Annotated in this window: 13 protein-coding genes, 26 tRNA genes and 1 rRNA gene; 1 reads left to right on the top strand and 39 read right to left on the bottom strand. The window is 34.1% G+C overall.

All coding sequences use genetic code 11. The annotated features are described in order from the left end of the window. Positions 1–114: 114 nt before the first annotated feature. The 3 genes from KA883_RS07340 to KA883_RS07330 all read right to left on the bottom strand — a co-directional run bounded on the left by KA883_RS07340 (position 115) and on the right by KA883_RS07330 (position 3,275). Positions 115–1,398, bottom strand: a complete 1,284-nt coding sequence (locus tag KA883_RS07340; protein ID WP_046207630.1) for a dicarboxylate/amino acid:cation symporter — start codon at positions 1,396–1,398, stop codon at positions 115–117. Positions 1,399–1,520: 122 nt separating this feature from the next. Further along, positions 1,521–2,144: a response regulator gene (locus KA883_RS07335; protein WP_046207631.1), complete on the bottom strand. Its 624-nt coding sequence runs from the start codon at positions 2,142–2,144 to the stop codon at positions 1,521–1,523. Between the two features lie 21 nt (positions 2,145–2,165). Beyond that, on the bottom strand, positions 2,166–3,275 hold the full coding sequence (locus tag KA883_RS07330; RefSeq protein WP_046207632.1) for a GAF domain-containing sensor histidine kinase: 1,110 nt from the start codon (positions 3,273–3,275) through the stop codon (positions 2,166–2,168). Between the two features lie 191 nt (positions 3,276–3,466). Between KA883_RS07330 and KA883_RS07325 the strand changes: the two genes are divergently transcribed. After that, complete coding sequence (locus KA883_RS07325) at positions 3,467–4,294, top strand: RluA family pseudouridine synthase (protein ID WP_046207633.1); 828 nt, start codon at positions 3,467–3,469, stop codon at positions 4,292–4,294. 387 nt (positions 4,295–4,681) lie between these two features. Here the strand turns inward: KA883_RS07325 and fumC are convergent, their stop codons facing one another. From fumC to rrf, 36 genes are all read right to left on the bottom strand, one after another. After that, positions 4,682–6,067 carry a class II fumarate hydratase gene (fumC, locus tag KA883_RS07320; RefSeq protein ID WP_046207634.1) on the bottom strand — a complete coding sequence of 462 codons (1,386 nt, stop codon included), beginning with the start codon at positions 6,065–6,067 and terminating at the stop codon, positions 4,682–4,684. Positions 6,068–6,270: 203 nt separating this feature from the next. Beyond that, on the bottom strand, positions 6,271–6,681 hold the full coding sequence (locus tag KA883_RS07315; protein WP_046207635.1) for a hypothetical protein: 411 nt from the start codon (positions 6,679–6,681) through the stop codon (positions 6,271–6,273). 291 nt (positions 6,682–6,972) lie between these two features. Then, positions 6,973–7,158, bottom strand: coding sequence for an SAS053 family DNA gyrase inhibitor (locus KA883_RS07310; RefSeq protein ID WP_046207636.1), 186 nt, complete (start codon positions 7,156–7,158; stop codon positions 6,973–6,975). Positions 7,159–7,182: 24 nt separating this feature from the next. Then, positions 7,183–7,782, bottom strand: a complete 600-nt coding sequence (locus KA883_RS07305) for a sugar phosphate isomerase family (protein ID WP_046207637.1) — start codon at positions 7,780–7,782, stop codon at positions 7,183–7,185. A gap of 180 nt (positions 7,783–7,962) precedes the next feature. Then, positions 7,963–8,433, bottom strand: coding sequence for a tRNA (uridine(34)/cytosine(34)/5-carboxymethylaminomethyluridine(34)-2'-O)-methyltransferase TrmL (gene trmL / locus KA883_RS07300; RefSeq protein WP_046207638.1), 471 nt, complete (start codon positions 8,431–8,433; stop codon positions 7,963–7,965). A 5-nt stretch (positions 8,434–8,438) separates the two neighbouring features. Then, a complete protein-coding gene (queG, locus tag KA883_RS07295) occupies positions 8,439–9,566 on the bottom strand; it encodes a tRNA epoxyqueuosine(34) reductase QueG (RefSeq protein WP_046207639.1) in 1,128 nt (375 codons plus the stop codon). Between the two features lie 155 nt (positions 9,567–9,721). Continuing rightward, complete coding sequence (locus KA883_RS07290; protein WP_046207640.1) at positions 9,722–10,444, bottom strand: amino acid ABC transporter ATP-binding protein; 723 nt, start codon at positions 10,442–10,444, stop codon at positions 9,722–9,724. Then, the gene (locus KA883_RS07285) at positions 10,437–11,900 is read right to left on the bottom strand and encodes an ABC transporter substrate-binding protein/permease (RefSeq protein WP_046207641.1); all 1,464 of its coding nucleotides are present in this window, start codon (positions 11,898–11,900) and stop codon (positions 10,437–10,439) included. Before KA883_RS07285 ends, KA883_RS07290 begins: the two co-directional genes overlap by 8 nt. 322 nt (positions 11,901–12,222) lie before the next feature. Then, positions 12,223–13,290 carry a PTS sugar transporter subunit IIC gene (locus tag KA883_RS07280; protein ID WP_046207642.1) on the bottom strand — a complete coding sequence of 356 codons (1,068 nt, stop codon included), beginning with the start codon at positions 13,288–13,290 and terminating at the stop codon, positions 12,223–12,225. Between the two features lie 224 nt (positions 13,291–13,514). Continuing rightward, a tRNA-Leu gene (locus KA883_RS07275) sits at positions 13,515–13,597 on the bottom strand. Between the two features lie 41 nt (positions 13,598–13,638). Next, positions 13,639–13,713 (bottom strand) — tRNA-Gly (locus KA883_RS07270). Positions 13,714–13,728: 15 nt separating this feature from the next. Further along, positions 13,729–13,803: transfer RNA gene (locus KA883_RS07265), tRNA-Gly, on the bottom strand. A 16-nt stretch (positions 13,804–13,819) separates the two neighbouring features. Beyond that, positions 13,820–13,894, bottom strand: a tRNA-Gly gene (locus KA883_RS07260). Positions 13,895–13,902: 8 nt separating this feature from the next. Then, positions 13,903–13,976, bottom strand: a tRNA-Cys gene (locus tag KA883_RS07255). A 7-nt stretch (positions 13,977–13,983) separates the two neighbouring features. Further along, a tRNA-Gln gene (locus KA883_RS07250) sits at positions 13,984–14,055 on the bottom strand. 12 nt (positions 14,056–14,067) lie between these two features. Further along, positions 14,068–14,140 (bottom strand) — tRNA-His (locus KA883_RS07245). Positions 14,141–14,142: 2 nt separating this feature from the next. After that, positions 14,143–14,216 (bottom strand) — tRNA-Trp (locus tag KA883_RS07240). Between the two features lie 11 nt (positions 14,217–14,227). Next, a tRNA-Tyr gene (locus KA883_RS07235) sits at positions 14,228–14,311 on the bottom strand. 7 nt (positions 14,312–14,318) lie between these two features. After that, positions 14,319–14,394, bottom strand: a tRNA-Thr gene (locus tag KA883_RS07230). 10 nt (positions 14,395–14,404) lie between these two features. Further along, a tRNA-Phe gene (locus KA883_RS07225) sits at positions 14,405–14,477 on the bottom strand. A 16-nt stretch (positions 14,478–14,493) separates the two neighbouring features. Further along, a tRNA-Asp gene (locus tag KA883_RS07220) sits at positions 14,494–14,569 on the bottom strand. Between the two features lie 11 nt (positions 14,570–14,580). Then, positions 14,581–14,654, bottom strand: a tRNA-Met gene (locus tag KA883_RS07215). 13 nt (positions 14,655–14,667) lie between these two features. Then, positions 14,668–14,760 (bottom strand) — tRNA-Ser (locus tag KA883_RS07210). Between the two features lie 39 nt (positions 14,761–14,799). Then, positions 14,800–14,892: transfer RNA gene (locus KA883_RS07205), tRNA-Ser, on the bottom strand. Between the two features lie 9 nt (positions 14,893–14,901). Beyond that, positions 14,902–14,975: transfer RNA gene (locus KA883_RS07200), tRNA-Ile, on the bottom strand. A gap of 26 nt (positions 14,976–15,001) precedes the next feature. Beyond that, positions 15,002–15,075: transfer RNA gene (locus KA883_RS07195), tRNA-Met, on the bottom strand. Between the two features lie 28 nt (positions 15,076–15,103). Further along, positions 15,104–15,179: transfer RNA gene (locus KA883_RS07190), tRNA-Ala, on the bottom strand. A gap of 27 nt (positions 15,180–15,206) precedes the next feature. Further along, positions 15,207–15,280: transfer RNA gene (locus KA883_RS07185), tRNA-Pro, on the bottom strand. Positions 15,281–15,309: 29 nt separating this feature from the next. Then, a tRNA-Arg gene (locus tag KA883_RS07180) sits at positions 15,310–15,383 on the bottom strand. A gap of 12 nt (positions 15,384–15,395) precedes the next feature. Then, positions 15,396–15,484, bottom strand: a tRNA-Leu gene (locus tag KA883_RS07175). 7 nt (positions 15,485–15,491) lie between these two features. Further along, positions 15,492–15,566 (bottom strand) — tRNA-Gly (locus tag KA883_RS07170). Between the two features lie 3 nt (positions 15,567–15,569). Next, positions 15,570–15,651: transfer RNA gene (locus tag KA883_RS07165), tRNA-Leu, on the bottom strand. Positions 15,652–15,664: 13 nt separating this feature from the next. Beyond that, positions 15,665–15,740: transfer RNA gene (locus KA883_RS07160), tRNA-Lys, on the bottom strand. Positions 15,741–15,746: 6 nt separating this feature from the next. Beyond that, positions 15,747–15,822, bottom strand: a tRNA-Thr gene (locus KA883_RS07155). A 9-nt stretch (positions 15,823–15,831) separates the two neighbouring features. After that, a tRNA-Val gene (locus KA883_RS07150) sits at positions 15,832–15,907 on the bottom strand. A gap of 10 nt (positions 15,908–15,917) precedes the next feature. Continuing rightward, positions 15,918–16,032 (bottom strand): 5S ribosomal RNA (gene rrf / locus KA883_RS07145). Between the last annotated feature and the right edge of the window lie 45 nt (positions 16,033–16,077).

The following is a 16,077-nucleotide window of genomic DNA, read 5'->3' as shown; positions in this document are numbered from 1 at the left end:
TCAACAACTCATTTGCAACACTTCTCACGTATCACAAAAAAGAGTGGCCAGCATATTTCAATGTTAGGGCCACTCTCAAATTTTAAATATCTTTAATTTATATCTCTTATTTAATTAACTTTCATTTTTAGCAGCTAATTTTTTATCTTCAGCTTTTGAAATGATTAGTGCACATGCAGCATCACCTGTAATATTGACAGATGTTCTCGTCATATCCAACAATCTATCAATACCTAAGATAATACCAATTGCTGCTGGATTCAATCCAACGGCATTTAAAACCATCGCTAACATTATCAGTCCAACCCCAGGGACACCTGCAGTACCAATGGATGCTATTACAGCGATGACTACAACAGTTATAATTTGCATAAATGAAAGCTCTACCCCAGATATTTGTGCAATAAATATCGTTGCAACACCTTGCATGATTGCCGTACCATCCATGTTGATTGTAGCGCCAAGAGGTTGTACAAAAGATGCTACTTCTGGTCTAACACCCATATTCTTAGTACATTTAAGCGACACTGGTAAAGTGGCAGTAGAACTCGAAGCACTGAAACCAAGTGTAATTGCCGGAAGAAAATCTTTAAAGAATTTCAGTGGACTTGATTTAGCTATAAATTTCACTGCTGAACCATATATAACAAAGAAATGGATAAATAGCGCAAGCAACACTATAAAGAAATACATACCAAGTTGTTGGATAGCTCCAAACCCTGCTCCTGTAAACGCATGTGCAACAAGACCAAAAGTACCAATAGGTGCAAACACGCTCATGATCATCGTTACAATATACATTAAAACTTCATTGGTTTGCTCAAATAGCCGGTAAACCCCTTCAGCTTTCGAACCAACCATAATCAAACCTATTCCAATGAAAATAGCAAATGTAATAATTTGCAACATATTTTCTTCACTCATAGCTTGTAACGGATTTTTAGGAAATAGATTAATCAATGTTTGATCAAATGATTGATTGGCTGCAGAACTTTGTGAATTATCCTCTTTATCTAATGTTTTTTGATAACTTGATACATCCTCACTTTTTAATAAATCTGATTTCCCCTCACCCGGCTGTAAAACTAAAGCTAAAGTAATCCCAATTATAATTGCTATTGCAGTAGTAGTTAAAAAGAAACTAATCGTTTTTAACCCAATACCACCTAATAATTTAGGATCACCCACCCCTACTACACCTAATACAATTGAAACAAACACAACAGGCACTACTAACATGAAAATTAAATTCAGAAAAATTTGCCCAATCACGTTAAAGACATATTTATCAACGTTGATCACAAAACTTGATTGAGCAAACATGTTAAATATAGACCCTATTGCTATACCGAGTATTAACGCTATAACAATTTTCAATGAAAGATTTTTAGTCTTCATAACAACATCCCCCTTTATGTTTATTAGCTACATTATATAGTAATATTATACATTTTGAAACAAAAGTATATACACGACAAAAAAATGCTATGTAAAATAATATTTACATAACATCTAATAATTTATATAAGATTATTCTGCATAGCATAAATCGCCGCTTGTGTGCGATCAGATACTTGCAATTTAGCGAATATGTGACTGACATGGGTTTTAACAGTTTTTTCTGAGACAAATAAAGTTTCCGCAATTTCTTTATTTGTTTTACCCTTTGCCATTTCTGTCAAGACTTCAGATTCACGTTTAGATAGTTTATTTGTATAGTGCGGTTTACTACTTACTGACTCCATAACGCTTTGAGCTTGTGGATGGATAACTTTTTCACCTGACAACACGTTTTTAATTGTTTTAATCAACTTCTCAGGTTCAACATCTTTCATTTCATAACCATCGGCGCCTTTATCAATTGCCGAAATCACATGTTCATCGTCTACATAACTGGTTAGCACTAATATTTTAACTTCTGGATATTTTTGCTTCATAATTTCAGTGATTTCTATTCCATTCATATTGGGCATCACTAAATCTAATAATACGATATCAGGTAATTCATGCGCTTCTAAATATTTTAAAAATGATTTGCCATCTGAAAAACCTTTAACAACCTCTATATCATCAACTGTTGATAATAGAAATTCTAAACCTTGCCTAACGATATGGTGATCATCTACCAAAATGATTTGATTCATCTTGACCTTCCTTTCGACACTTTATAACGGTATTGAGATATGAATTTTTGTACCTTTGTTTGGTTCACCTTCAATTGTCAAATTACCACTTATCTGTTTAGTCCGTTGTTTCATATTATTTAAACCATGTGAGTGATAAAGGTTTGATTTATGTTTATCAAAACCTTTGCCAAAATCAGCAATCGTAACTAATAAATAATTATCATCTTGAACTAAATCTAATCGAACTTGAGTGGTTTCACTATGCTTTTTTGTGTTATTCATCGCTTCTTGAACAATTCTATAAACATTTTCCTCGATTTGACTTGGTAGTTTAATCAAACCATCTACTTTAACGACTAACTCTAACTGTAGTAACTTACTATACTGTTTTAACGCATTAACCAATCCTTGCTCTAATCCAACGGGTTTTAATTGCCATATCAAAGCTCTCATTTCATTAACTGCTTGTTGACTCGTATCTTCAATCACTTGAAACGCTTTACGAGAAACATTTTCTTGTGTCATCCCTAATGCTGCATGTGCTGTCAACTTAACAGAAAAAAGCATTTGGTTTACAGAATCATGTAAATCTCTTGCTAATCTATTGCGTTCACTAATACGCGCAGCTTCTTTTTCTTGATCTGTTAACAAAATCCTTTTAATCGCTGATCCAATTTGTAATGCAACAGATTCTAACAACTCTAAGTTTTCTGCGCTATATCTCCTCGTATAAGGCGTTGCAACATTGAGTAATCCAAATTGCTCTTCACCAGATCTTAATGGAACTGTAGCATGGTGTGTAATACCATCAGTTTCTTCATGATAAGCTCGATTCGCTAAATTAATTCTCGAACAATTTATAATATTTGAAGCCTTCGTTAATTTCTTATTTTGATATGCTTGAACACACCAACACGTTCCTTTTCGCATATACTGACAATGGTTATTTTCCAATGCGCCTGGCAAACCATTATATGATACGAGTTCATGCTGCCCCACATCATCAATGAAAAAAATCCATCCCGTTGTAAATTCACTTCCATCAATTAATGATTTCAATGCGCCTTGTAGCATACTATATGTTTCTGTTTCTTCATTTAAAAATTCAGCAATTTCTTTTAATAATGCTAATCTAGTCGGTTTTTCCATTTAACCAGTCCATTCTTTAACAACACTATTTACATACATTATACAAGTTTGTTAAGCATTTAAAAATAGATAAATAATTACTTTTTAATTGGACTTAAATAATATGAAAAATTATTAAATCAATCGCAAGGTCTAATATTTTTAACAGCGTGTTTATGGTATGATAATAATTGGTCAAAGAGGAGGATATTATGAAATTTCAAATCCCAGAAAATTATAATGCATTAACACTAAGAGAAATTTTCCAGCAATTACAATTGCCAAAAAAAGATTTACACAATTTAAATATGTCAAAAGAGATTAAAGTCAATGATAAAAATGCAAAACTTACGTCACAAGTACATACCGGCGACCATGTTTATATTCCTACACCAGATGAAAAGAGTAATTATTTACCAAGCTATCGATTTGCACAAATTTATTATGAAGACAATGATCTAGCCATCGTTATGAAGCCTAAAGGGGTTAAAACGCATCCCAATGATTTAAAAGAAAGTAATACATTAATGAATCATGTGATATATACCATTAAAAGCGATTATGTAGAACCAATACATCGCTTAGATCAAGAGACAGTTGGTCTTTTAATAGTTGCCAAAAATCCTTTAATGAAAAAAATCCTCGACCGTATGTTAGAGGAAAATAAAATTGATCGTATCTATAAGGCAAACGTACATAGCTTATTACCAATAAAACCACAAACCATCGATGCACCTATAGGTAAAGATAAATTTCACTCGAATAAGCGCCGAGTGTCTACTACAGGTCAATCTGCCATTACACATATTTTAACTTCTCGCATGGTTAAAGAAAATGTATGTGAAGTCGATTTGAAATTAGATACGGGTAGAACACACCAAATACGTGTACATTTAGCAGAAATTGGACATCCAGTTATCGGTGACCCATTATATGGAGATTCGACGTTAAGACAACTTCAATTAAATAGTTACAAAATAGAATTTATTCATCCTTTAACACAAGAAAAAATTTCAGTTAGTTTAGATGATGAAATCTAAATATGTAAAGTTACATTTCTAATTCTTTTTATAGATTTTATCGTACACACACCATTGTTGTTAATAAAAGTCACAATAAATGTAGACACTTACGCATTCATTCAACAAGAAGACCGATATCATATTAGCTGAAGACTTAAACAGAATTGGTAAACTTTAAACTATTAATCAGTTTTTGATTATATTTAGGAAATGATAACTTAAACCCTAATATTATTAACTCTAACTTAGAAGTAAACAAAAAATGTAATTCTATAATGGTGCTAATAAATATAAAAAATAGTTTAGCGTAATTGAAAACTTTTATAAATGAAGAAACGTCAATTTCTATTGAAATTGACGTTTCTTCGTTAATCAAAGATATTGATATTCCTTTATTTTTTAAAATTACTTAGGTTCAACCATATCTTCAGGTTTAATCCACTCATTAAACTGTTCCTCAGTTAAATATCCAGATTGAACAGCCGACTCTTTTAATGTTAAACCTTCACGGTGGGCTTTTTTAGCTATGCTAGCAGCTTTTTCATAACCAATATGAGGATTTAAAGCTGTTACTAACATTAGTGATTGATTTAAATAATTATCAATGTTTTCTTCAATTGGTTCTATGCCTACTGCACAATTATCATTAAATGTTTGCATGCCATCTGCTAATAAGTATATAGACTGCAATGTATTATGCAAAATAACAGGTTTATAGACATTTAATTCAAAATTCCCTTGTGAACTACCTATGCCAACCACTGTGTCATTTCCCATAACTTGAACTGCAACCATCGTCAACATTTCACATTGTGTTGGGTTGACTTTACCAGGCATGATAGATGAACCAGGTTCGTTTTCTGGTATAGAAATTTCAGCAAGTCCAGCACGTGGTCCAGACGCTAACCATCTCACATCATTTGCAATTTTCATTAAGTCAGTAGCTAATGCTTTGAGTGAACCATGTAATTGAACGACTTCATCATGTGCAGTTAATGCGTGAAATTTATTTTCAGATAATACAAATGGATACCCTGTATTTTTTGAAATAAATTTAGCAACTTTATCACCAAATTCTGGGTGCGCATTGATACCGGTACCTACTGCAGTACCACCGATTGCTAAATTTAAAATATGGGCTTTTGATTCACTAAGTAATGTTTCACATTTATCTAACATATAACGCCATCCACTTATTTCTTGGCCTAAACGAATAGGTGTAGCATCCTGTAAATGAGTACGCCCTATTTTAATAATTTCATTAAACTTTTCTTCTTTTTCTTTAAAAGTATCACGTAATGATTTTAATGCCGGTTCAAGTTTTACCTCAATTTCATTATATAGTGCAACATGCATCGCAGTTGGGAAAGTATCATTTGAACTTTGAGATTTATTCACATCATCATTTGGATGTATTGATTCATCGCTACCTTGCTCTTTGAGATACATGTTCGCAACATAACTCACTACTTCGTTGACGTTCATATTACTTTGTGTACCGCTTCCAGTTTGCCAAACGACTAATGGGAAGTGTTCATCTAATTCTTTGTTTAAGATACGATCACATGCATGCACAATAGCATCTTTTTTTGCGTCACTTAGTTTTCCTAATTCATGATTGGCTAATGCTGCCCCTCTTTTTAATTGAGCAAATCCATAAACAACTTCAATTGGCATTTGTTCTTTGCCAACAGGAAAGTTTCGTTTACTTCTTTCTGTTTGTGCACCCCAGTATTTATCTGCAGGTACTTCAATTTCACCAAATGTATCATGTTCAATTCTAACTGACATTTAAAAATCTCCCCTTCAATATGTATTTAACTTTAGTATAGCATTAATTAATTTAACTGGGCAATCTCTTTAATATAGCGTTTTCATTCCATTGAAAAATGTCTGATTATTAACTTTGATTTGTACATTCAAACAATTAATTACTAACTATTAATAAAACAAGAAACTAATTTTAGTCTCTGGTTTTTAAACATCATTCATTATTATTTTGTAATTGTTACATCATTAAATTTCATCTTTGCTGCTTGTATTATACCTATTGCAGTTAAAATTAAAAGTATTGCACCAATAATCATTGTTACAGGACTAACTGTGATAAGAAGTCCTAAAAACCCAGTTAAACTATTATAAAAATCACCAAGCGGTTTAAATAATAATACTGTTATAACAATACAACACAATACACTAATAATGATTCCAGTTTGATTACTTTTTACAAATGTAGAAGCATTGACTTTATCTACGAGACCATGTGACAAGTTGATTTGTAATTGAATAATTTTAAATAAGATTGGTAAATATATTGCACCAATGGCCATAGGAAATCCTTTTATAGAAATTAAATTTACAATTACCGCACATATCATGAGATATTTCCAATAGTTACTTAACATATTAATGATAACTCCTTAAATTCAAATAATGACTTAATAATAACATAATCAAATTTATGTTGGCATTGTTTTTTTAATATTCATATAACCACATACTAATAACGTGGCAAATTGATTACATTTATAAAAAAAATAGAAGCGAGTAAGACATCAAATATTAATATTTGATCAACACTTACACGCTTCCATGTATTTATAAACGAATTAATAATTTTTAATGTAAATCACACGTATTGACTAACAATTTAAACTTTATTTCAATTTTTTCACTTACTAAATAAACTCACTAACTTAATTATCTAAATCTGAACGTACGTTAGAATCATGTGATTTATCTAATTTATCTTCATCATTTTCTTCTGAAATTTGTTCCATTTCTTTGCCCAATTCTACAATATCTTCAAAATCATCAACCATTTCATTTTGTGGTTCTGCATCATGGTTGGTAGACTTTTTATTTACATTATCATTAGTCATTGGTTACACCTCACATTTTGAATTTTATGCGAAACGTGCAGTGAAATAGTGACGAACATCTTCAGGAAGACCCTCAGCAGCAGCCTCATCTAAAATAACATTCACCATGCGATGTGCTTTTAAATCAGATGGTTCAAAAGAAGTTTTACCATTTTCTTCATATAATTTATGCACAACATCTTTTTTCTCACTACCAGTAATCACTAAAATTACTTCTCTTGCAGAAAATAGACCATGATTAATACTTACATTAAGTCTACCATTTGTATCAATTGAAAGTATTTGTGTAATCAATTTACCTTTATTTTCTTTAGTTTTGATTTTATCACTTATAAATGACTCCGTATCTTGACCATATGAAACACCATATATTTGGCCTTCTGGTACGCCTAACGCTTCATAATATGATTTATTGCTATCATAATCTAATATATTAATTTGACTGAAATCTACTGCATGATCATCTACATTTTTCTTTAATTCATCTAATACTGGTGCATTATCATTAGATAAATGGATACCTGCTATCGTAGTTGGATTATTGTTAAACTGTTTTCTTAAAATATCTGCAGCATATTCTGCTACACTTTTTTCGTTTTCTAAAACTTTAAAGTTCATTGCCATAGTTATTACACTCCTCTTAATCTTTTAAGACGCGTTCTAGCATTATTTATAATAATACCCTTGAAGCTATCTTCATAAACTACTTAATTTTAATAATCAACTAAATTTTCAAATACTCACTTTTAGCTTTAACTATATTATACAAATGTCAAAGTCGTTTTTCATTGATTAATATAGATTTTAATGTAAATTTGGGAAATTTTGTTGTCTCAATGCTTCATAAATAAGTAAAGAAGCAGTATTGGATAAATTTAATGATCTTATATTATCATTCATGGGAATTCTTAAAGCTGTATCTTTATATTTGTCCTTTACCCAATCAGGTAAGCCCGTCGTTTCTCTACCAAAAATAAAATAATGATTTTCATCTTCATTAGTAAAATCAAAATCAGAATAAGTTTTTTCTCCAAACTTAGTTAATAAATAATATTTACCTTCCGTAGTTTCAAAAAACGATTCTATATTTTCATAATAATTGATATTTACTGCATCCCAATAATCTAATCCTGCTCTTTTCAGCATTTTGTCATCTGTACTAAATCCTAATGGTTTTATAAGATGTAAATGTGTGTAAGTGCCAGCACAAGTTCTAGCGATACTGCCAGTATTTCCAGGTATCTGTGGTTGAAATAATACAATGTGGTTGGTCATGCTTTTTATTCTCTCCTCATATTTAGTCCTTTTATCATCTCATGTTGGACTTCCTCTAATTCACTCTCGTAGTGTGATTCAATAAATGATCTTGCTTGCTCTCCTTGAATTTGTCCAATTGCCCAAAAAGCAGTAGCTCTAATCATCGGTCTTGGATCATTCAATGCGACTTCTTGTAATTCAGGTATCGCAGTTTCTTCTTTGAAATGTGCTAATGCTAGAATTGCGTTTCTTTGAATTGGTTTTTTACCTCTCCATGCGCCCGCTAAATGACCATAAGTATTTTTAAATTCCTTATTGCTCATTTGTAATAGTGGTACTAACCTTGGTTTTAATATTTCTGGCTCTAATACAATATCATCATGCTGTGTATTGATACCACGATTTCTTGGGCAGACTTGTTGACATGTATCACAGCCATAGAGACGATTACCTATTTTATATCGATATTCATCTTGTAGATAACCTTTTGTTTGTGTTAAAAAGCTAATACATTTTTGACTATTTAGTTGGCCATCTCCTACTAGGGCCCCTGTTGGACATCGATCAACACATATTGTACAATCTCCGCAACTATCAATGATTGGATCATCAGGAGGAAAAGGAACACTTACTAACATTTCACCTAGATAAGTCCATGTTCCGAGATCTGGATTTATAACAAATCCATTTCTACCTACATAACCTAATCCTGCACGTTCTGCTACAGCTCGGTCTGACAACACACCTGTATCAACCATTGATTTAATTTCTACATCTGGTACTCTAGTCTCTAAATACTCAGCTAATTTATCTAAACGTTTTCTCATGATTGAATGATAATCTTGACCCCAAGATGCCCTAGCAAACATACCTCTTCTGTCTCCACGCACACTTCTAGGTGCACCCTTCAATTTATTAGGATAACCAACAGCAATGGCAATGATAGATCTTGCAGTAGGTAATGTTAATTTGGGTTCAGTACGTAATCCAATGTCTGGTTCTTCAAATCCTGAAGCATAGCCCTTTTCATGATAATCAACTAATTTTTGTTTTAATTCATCAAATGGGTCAGCAGTAGTAAAACCAATACTATCAATACCAATTGAATGTGCATAGTCTATAACATCTTGTTTCAATTGATTTATATTCATTTTTTACACCCCACCTTAAAAACATACATTCTTTAGTTTAACACATTCATTATTAATAAGAGAATTCGAGAATTCAAATTTTTATATAAAAAAACCAAGATGCTATGAATGAATAACTATAATCCATTTTCATAACATCTTGGTCCATTTTGTAACTATAAAACACGTGCTAAAAAGTTTTTAGTTCTATCATGTTGCGGCTGTTCAAAAATATTTTGTGGTGTCCCTGATTCTACAATGACACCATCTGCCATAAACACAACCTTATCACTCACATCTTTAGCGAAATTCATTTCGTGTGTTACAACTACCATAGTCATACCCTCTTTAGCTAAAGCTTTCATTACTTCTAAAACATCTCCAACCACTTCAGGATCTAATGCTGAAGTAGGTTCATCAAATAGAAGTACTTCTGGATTCATTGCTAAAGCCCTAGCAATAGCAACTCTTTGTTTTTGTCCACCGGATAATTGAGATGGATATGCATTAGCTTTATCTTCCAATCCAACCTTTTTCAACAAATCCATTGCTTCTTTTTTCAATTCATTTTGACTTCCCTTTTTTAATAAACTCGGCGCCAATATAATATTATCTATAACTTTTTTATGTGGAAACAAATTAAAATTTTGGAAAACCATACCCATCTGTTGTCTTAATGCTTCTAATTTAGTTTTTTCATTTGTTAAACTTTGCTCTTTAAATACTACTTCCCCACTTGTAGGTGTTTCGAGCAGGTTCATACAGCGTAAAAGCGTACTTTTACCACTACCTGAAGGACCTATTATAGCAACAACATCACCTTTATCCACAGTTAGATTAATTCCCTTTAAAACTTCATTTTTTCCAAACGATTTATATAAATTTTTAATATTAATCACTAACTTTCAATCTCCCTTCGAAGAAATACATCACTCTCGATAAAGTAAATGTAAGTATAAAGTATAAAATTGCTGCTACAATAAGCGGTGTGAATGGATCAAATGATGCTCCCTGTACAACTTGTGCGTTAAACATTATTTCACTAACGCCTATGACAGATACAATTGACGATTCTTTTATCACAGTGACAAATTCATTACCTAAAGCCGGTAATATGTTTTTTACTGCTTGTGGCAAAATAACCGATTTCATTGTCTGACCATAAGTAAGACCTAAACTTCTTGCGGCTTCAGTTTGCCCTTTATCAACTGCATTTATACCAGCTCTTATTATTTCAGCAATATATGCTGAACAATTTATAACAAGTGCTATCATACCACATATTAAAGCTGAGATATCTAGACCTAATACTGCTGTAGTACCAAAATAAACTAAGAAAACCTGTACTAATAAAGGAGTGCCTCTTAAAAATTCGATATAAGCTGAAGAAATCCATCTCAATATTTTAATTTGACTTAGTTTTAATAATGCAATCAATGCACCAAATACAGCTCCTAAAACAACACCAACTATAGAAATTAAAATTGTGTTTTTAATTCCTTTTAGGAAAAAATTACCATATTTTGTAAAGAAATTACCGTCATCTTTTTGCATTGCATCAGCAGCTGACGCTTTATAATCTTCTAGCAAATTTTTATTTTTAACATCTTTGATTGAAGTATTTAATTTCTCCATGAGTATTGGAGAATTTTTAGGTAAGGCAATTGCCGTTTCCTTTCTACCTTCATTGAATTTAACATCATTAGCAAAAGTTAAATCTTTATTTTGTTTTAAATATGCTTCTGCAACAGGACCTTCAATCACCATTCCATTAACTTTTCCGCTTTTTAACGACATTATAACTTCAGGTACACGCGTTAAAGATTGAATTTGTGCATTATCTATTTCAGTTTGTGCTATTTTTTCTTGCTGTGTTTGTTTTTGTACACCGATTTTTTTATTCGCAAAATCTTCTATTGTTTTAAAACGATCAGTTTCTGACTTTTTAATAATCATTTTTTGGTCGACTGTCATATAAGGTTTTGAAAAATCTACTTCTTTTAAACGTTCAGGTGTCGGTGTCATTCCTGAGATAATGATATCAATCTTACCAGTTTGAATCGCTCCTAATAAACTATCAAATTGCATATTTACAATTTTCAGTTTTAAATGATTATCTTTCGCAATCTTTTTTGCGATATCAATATCAATACCTGCATACTTTGATTTACCATTAACATTATGTTCAAACTCATAAGGTGCATAATCAGCTGATAAACCAACACGCAATTCACCACGTTCTTTAATTTTTTGCCATTGGTCTTTTTCATTAGCATTTACTTCTGGATTTATGTAAATAATTAAAGTACTTATAAGGAATGAAAAAACGGTAATTACTTTCAATATTTGTTTCATCTATTTATCCCCTTTCCATAATATTCATTATTATACATAATAACGCAAAAATATTCAATATGAGATATGTGTCATTTTTCTTAATTTTAAAAATTCTAGTTAATGTGATTACATAAAATGGTATTTGGGATATGGTGAGATGACAGTAATATTCACTGCATATTAAAAAAACACCTCCATTTAAAATGAAGGTGCTTGAGTATTGTCTTGATTTCAACTATTTATATCAGTTTAAAGTTAAATACCTGTTGTAATCATACATAATGATACTAAAAAACAAATAAATCCAAAAACTTATGATCTATTAAATTTTGTTATTTCATTATTGTTTAGGGATCTCAAACTTATAAATATCATCTGTATATTTACGCATCATTTTTTTACAAATTTCATGCACAAAGAATGCAGAAACAAATGGTATTATAAAATATCCAAATACTAATAAAATAATATTCATGTTAGGATCTCCATCCATTCGATTAAATGCATTAATCGGCCCAACTAATCCTGTATAACCAAAACCAGCAGACATTGGTGTACCTTTAATGCCAATAAAGTAAGCGATTAAACCGCCAATCACTCCATTAATTATTAACGGTATTGCAATAATTAAATGCTTAAAATAAACAGGTATCATCATCTTAGCAGCACCAATTATCAATACTAAATTGACTCCGGCCCCATTAACTCTAATTGAACCAAATAAAAATGTCACACAAGCTGCAACAATACCCATATTAGCTGCACCGCTACCTAAACCTGATAAACTGATTGCCGTTGCTATAGCAACTACAGATATTGGTGTAACCATTAACAACGCATAGGTAACACAAATCAATATTGACATCATTAATGGATTTAATTCTGTAAAGGCATTTACTATATGACCGATTCCTTTAGTGACATTTGTCACATAACCTAATGTAAACAAGCCTATAACACCACTTAAAACTGGAATAATAACAGGTAATAGAATCATTTCCAGTGATCCTAACTTATTTTGTAATAACAAATACAAAGTACAAGCTATCACTACAACTAAAATAGTATTTATGATATCACCAGTACCATTAAGTAAAAATCCACCTTCAGTCATTTTAACAGCACCACTACCTATCATAGCGGAAACACCTATCATAGTGGCGCCAGCCCCATTAAATTTAAACTGATGTGCTGCTAAAACACCAATAATAAATGCCATAAATGATTGGATTAAAACTACTAACTGATAAACAGTCTCTAATAATTGGTTACCTTCTTTAAAAAATTTTAATAATTCACCTAATAATGCATTAGGTATTAATGCAATGACTACACCTGCTCCAACAGCTTGTAAAATATTACCAAAAAATGATTTCCCTGTAATTTTAGCTGTGCCTGATTTTACCATTCTTGTATCCTCCAAATATAACATTAGACTAATAATATTATATTTTCGACTAAAGTACAATATTAAGTTTAAAGTTATAAACTAAGATATAATAATTAAATTTCTGCATATACACCTAGCTACCAGAATTCAAAATAAATCATATACATTTTAAATCATAAAAAAAAGAAACCCCATAAATATGGGATTTCTGAGATATTTTCTCTCTATTTAAACACTAATTATACCAGCGGTCGGGATCGAACCGACACTCCAAAAAGGAACGGGATTTTGAGTCCCGCGCGTCTGCCAATTCCGCCACGCTGGCTCAATATTATAAACAAAAAACTTCCAACCTGGAAGTGATAATGGAGCGGAAGATAGGACTTACACCTATATCTCATTCCGGGAAGGAATGTGTTCTAAGAGTTAAACTACTCCCGCATAATATAAATTAAATGGAGCGGAAGATAGGACTTACACCTATATCTCATTCCGGGAAGGAATGTGTTCTAAGAGTTAAACTACTCCCGCATAATATTAAATTAAATGGAGCGGAAGATAGGACTTGCACCTATATCTCATTCCGGGAAGGAATGTGTTCTAGAAATTGAACTACTCCCGCATAATTGATGGAGGCGGCAACCGGATTTGAACCGGTGATAAAGGTTTTGCAGACCTCTGCCTTACCACTTGGCTATGCCGCCAATAAAACTGGGCTAGCTGGATTCGAACCAGCGCGTGACGGAGTCAAAGTCCGTTGCCTTACCGCTTGGCTATAGCCCATTAATCAATAAGGGCGGTTGATGGGAATCGAACCCACGCGTGTCGGAACCACAATCCGATGCGTTAACCACTTCGCCACAACCGCCATGGCAGGGGCAGTAGGAATCGAACCCACATCGAAGGTTTTGGAGACCTTTATTCTACCGTTGAACTATGCCCCTATTAAATTGAATGGTGGAGGGGGGCAGATTCGAACTGCCGAACCCGAAGGAGCGGATTTACAGTCCGCCGCGTTTAGCCACTTCGCTACCCCTCCATGAAAATGGTGCCGGCCAGAGGACTTGAACCCCCAACCTACTGATTACAAGTCAGTTGCTCTACCAGTTGAGCTAGGCCGGCTTGTATAAAATGGTTCAAGACAGAGTCGAACTGCCGACACATGGAGCTTCAATCCATTGCTCTACCAACTGAGCTATTGAACCATAATGTTAAAAATAATGGCGGTCTCGACGGGAATCGAACCCGCGATCTCCTGCGTGACAGGCAGGCGTGTTAACCGCTACACTACGAGACCAAACTATGTAATTGCGGGAGGCGGATTCGAACCACCGACCTTCGGGTTATGAGCCCGACGAGCTACCGAACTGCTCCATCCCGCGTTAATGATATTAATGGCGGAGGAAGAGGGATTCGAACCCCCGCGAGCCGTTAAGCTCCTGTCGGTTTTCAAGACCGATCCCTTCAGCCAGACTTGGGTATTCCTCCAAAAATATACGATAATTATACTATTAAATTGTTTTAAAATGGCGGAGGAAGAGGGATTCGAACCCCCGCGGGCCGTTAAGCCCCTGTCGGTTTTCAAGACCGATCCCTTCAGCCGGACTTGGGTATTCCTCCAAAATTATATGGACCTTGCAGGATTCGAACCTGCGACCGAACGGTTATGAGCCGTTAGCTCTGACCAACTGAGCTAAAGGTCCAGAGTATAATTTACAACTAACAATAGTGGCGGTGGAGGGAATCGAACCCACGACCTCACGGGTATGAACCGTACGCTCTAGCCAGCTGAGCTACACCGCCGTTGTAATTTAGTTTGTATCAATAAATATGGTGGAGACTAGCGGGATCGAACCGCTGACCTCCTGCGTGCAAAGCAGGCGCTCTCCCAGCTGAGCTAAGCCCCCATTTAGTTAAATGAATTTTAGTAGATATCGGGAAGACAGGATTCGAACCTACGACCCCTTGGTCCCAAACCAAGTGCTCTACCAAGCTGAGCTACTTCCCGTTTTTCATAGGATGAAGCAATCTAAATTACGCGCCCGATAGGAGTCGAACCCATAACCTCTTGATCCGTAGTCAAGCACTCTATCCAGTTGAGCTACGGGCGCTTAATTCAAAGATGGTGCCGAGGACCGGAATCGAACCGGTACGATGATCTCTCATCGCAGGATTTTAAGTCCTGTGCGTCTGCCAGTTCCGCCACCCCGGCAAAATAATGGAGCAGAAGACGGGATTCGAACCCGCGACCCCGACCTTGGCAAGGTCGTATTCTACCGCTGAACTACTTCTGCAAATGCGGGTGAAGGGAGTCGAACCCCCACGCCGTAAGGCGCTAGATCCTAAGTCTAGTGCGTCTGCCAATTCCGCCACACCCGCGTTATTTGATTAATGGTGAGCCATAGAGGATTCGAACCTCTGACCCTCTGATTAAAAGTCAGATGCTCTACCAACTGAGCTAATGGCTCTAAAGATGGTGCCGGCCAGAGGACTTGAACCCCCAACCTACTGATTACAAGTCAGTTGCTCTACCAGTTGAGCTAGGCCGGCAAATTAAAATGGTGGAGGATGACGGGTTCGAACCGCCGACCCTCTGCTTGTAAGGCAGATGCTCTCCCAGCTGAGCTAATCCTCCGTTTATATTTGCCTGGCAACGTCCTACTCTTGCGGAACGTAAGTCCGACTACCATCGGCGCTAAGGAGCTTAACTTCTGTGTTCGGCATGGGAACAGGTGTGACCTCCTTGCTATAGTCACCAGACAATGTCATGTATAAAATTTATAAACTCAAAACTAGATTGTAAGT

The organism is Staphylococcus sp. GDY8P54P, assembly GCF_017892645.1.
GTDB lineage: Bacteria > Bacillota > Bacilli > Staphylococcales > Staphylococcaceae > Staphylococcus > Staphylococcus ureilyticus.
The sequence above is the reverse complement of the archived record's forward strand: the minus strand, read 5'-3'. Positions and strand labels throughout refer to the sequence as shown.

Coding starts and splice junctions, on each gene's coding strand:
- KA883_RS07340 (WP_046207630.1), bottom strand. CDS start 1,398: ATGAAGACTAAAAATCTTTCATTGAAAATTGTTATAGCGTTAATACTC.
- KA883_RS07335 (WP_046207631.1), bottom strand. CDS start 2,144: ATGAATCAAATCATTTTGGTAGATGATCACCATATCGTTAGGCAAGGT.
- KA883_RS07330 (WP_046207632.1), bottom strand. CDS start 3,275: ATGGAAAAACCGACTAGATTAGCATTATTAAAAGAAATTGCTGAATTT.
- KA883_RS07325 (WP_046207633.1), top strand. CDS start 3,467: ATGAAATTTCAAATCCCAGAAAATTATAATGCATTAACACTAAGAGAA.
- fumC (WP_046207634.1), bottom strand. CDS start 6,067: ATGTCAGTTAGAATTGAACATGATACATTTGGTGAAATTGAAGTACCT.
- KA883_RS07315 (WP_046207635.1), bottom strand. CDS start 6,681: ATGTTAAGTAACTATTGGAAATATCTCATGATATGTGCGGTAATTGTA.
- KA883_RS07310 (WP_046207636.1), bottom strand. CDS start 7,158: ATGACTAATGATAATGTAAATAAAAAGTCTACCAACCATGATGCAGAA.
- KA883_RS07305 (WP_046207637.1), bottom strand. CDS start 7,782: ATGGCAATGAACTTTAAAGTTTTAGAAAACGAAAAAAGTGTAGCAGAA.
- trmL (WP_046207638.1), bottom strand. CDS start 8,433: ATGACCAACCACATTGTATTATTTCAACCACAGATACCTGGAAATACT.
- queG (WP_046207639.1), bottom strand. CDS start 9,566: ATGAATATAAATCAATTGAAACAAGATGTTATAGACTATGCACATTCA.
- KA883_RS07285 (WP_046207641.1), bottom strand. CDS start 11,900: ATGAAACAAATATTGAAAGTAATTACCGTTTTTTCATTCCTTATAAGT.
- KA883_RS07280 (WP_046207642.1), bottom strand. CDS start 13,290: ATGGTAAAATCAGGCACAGCTAAAATTACAGGGAAATCATTTTTTGGT.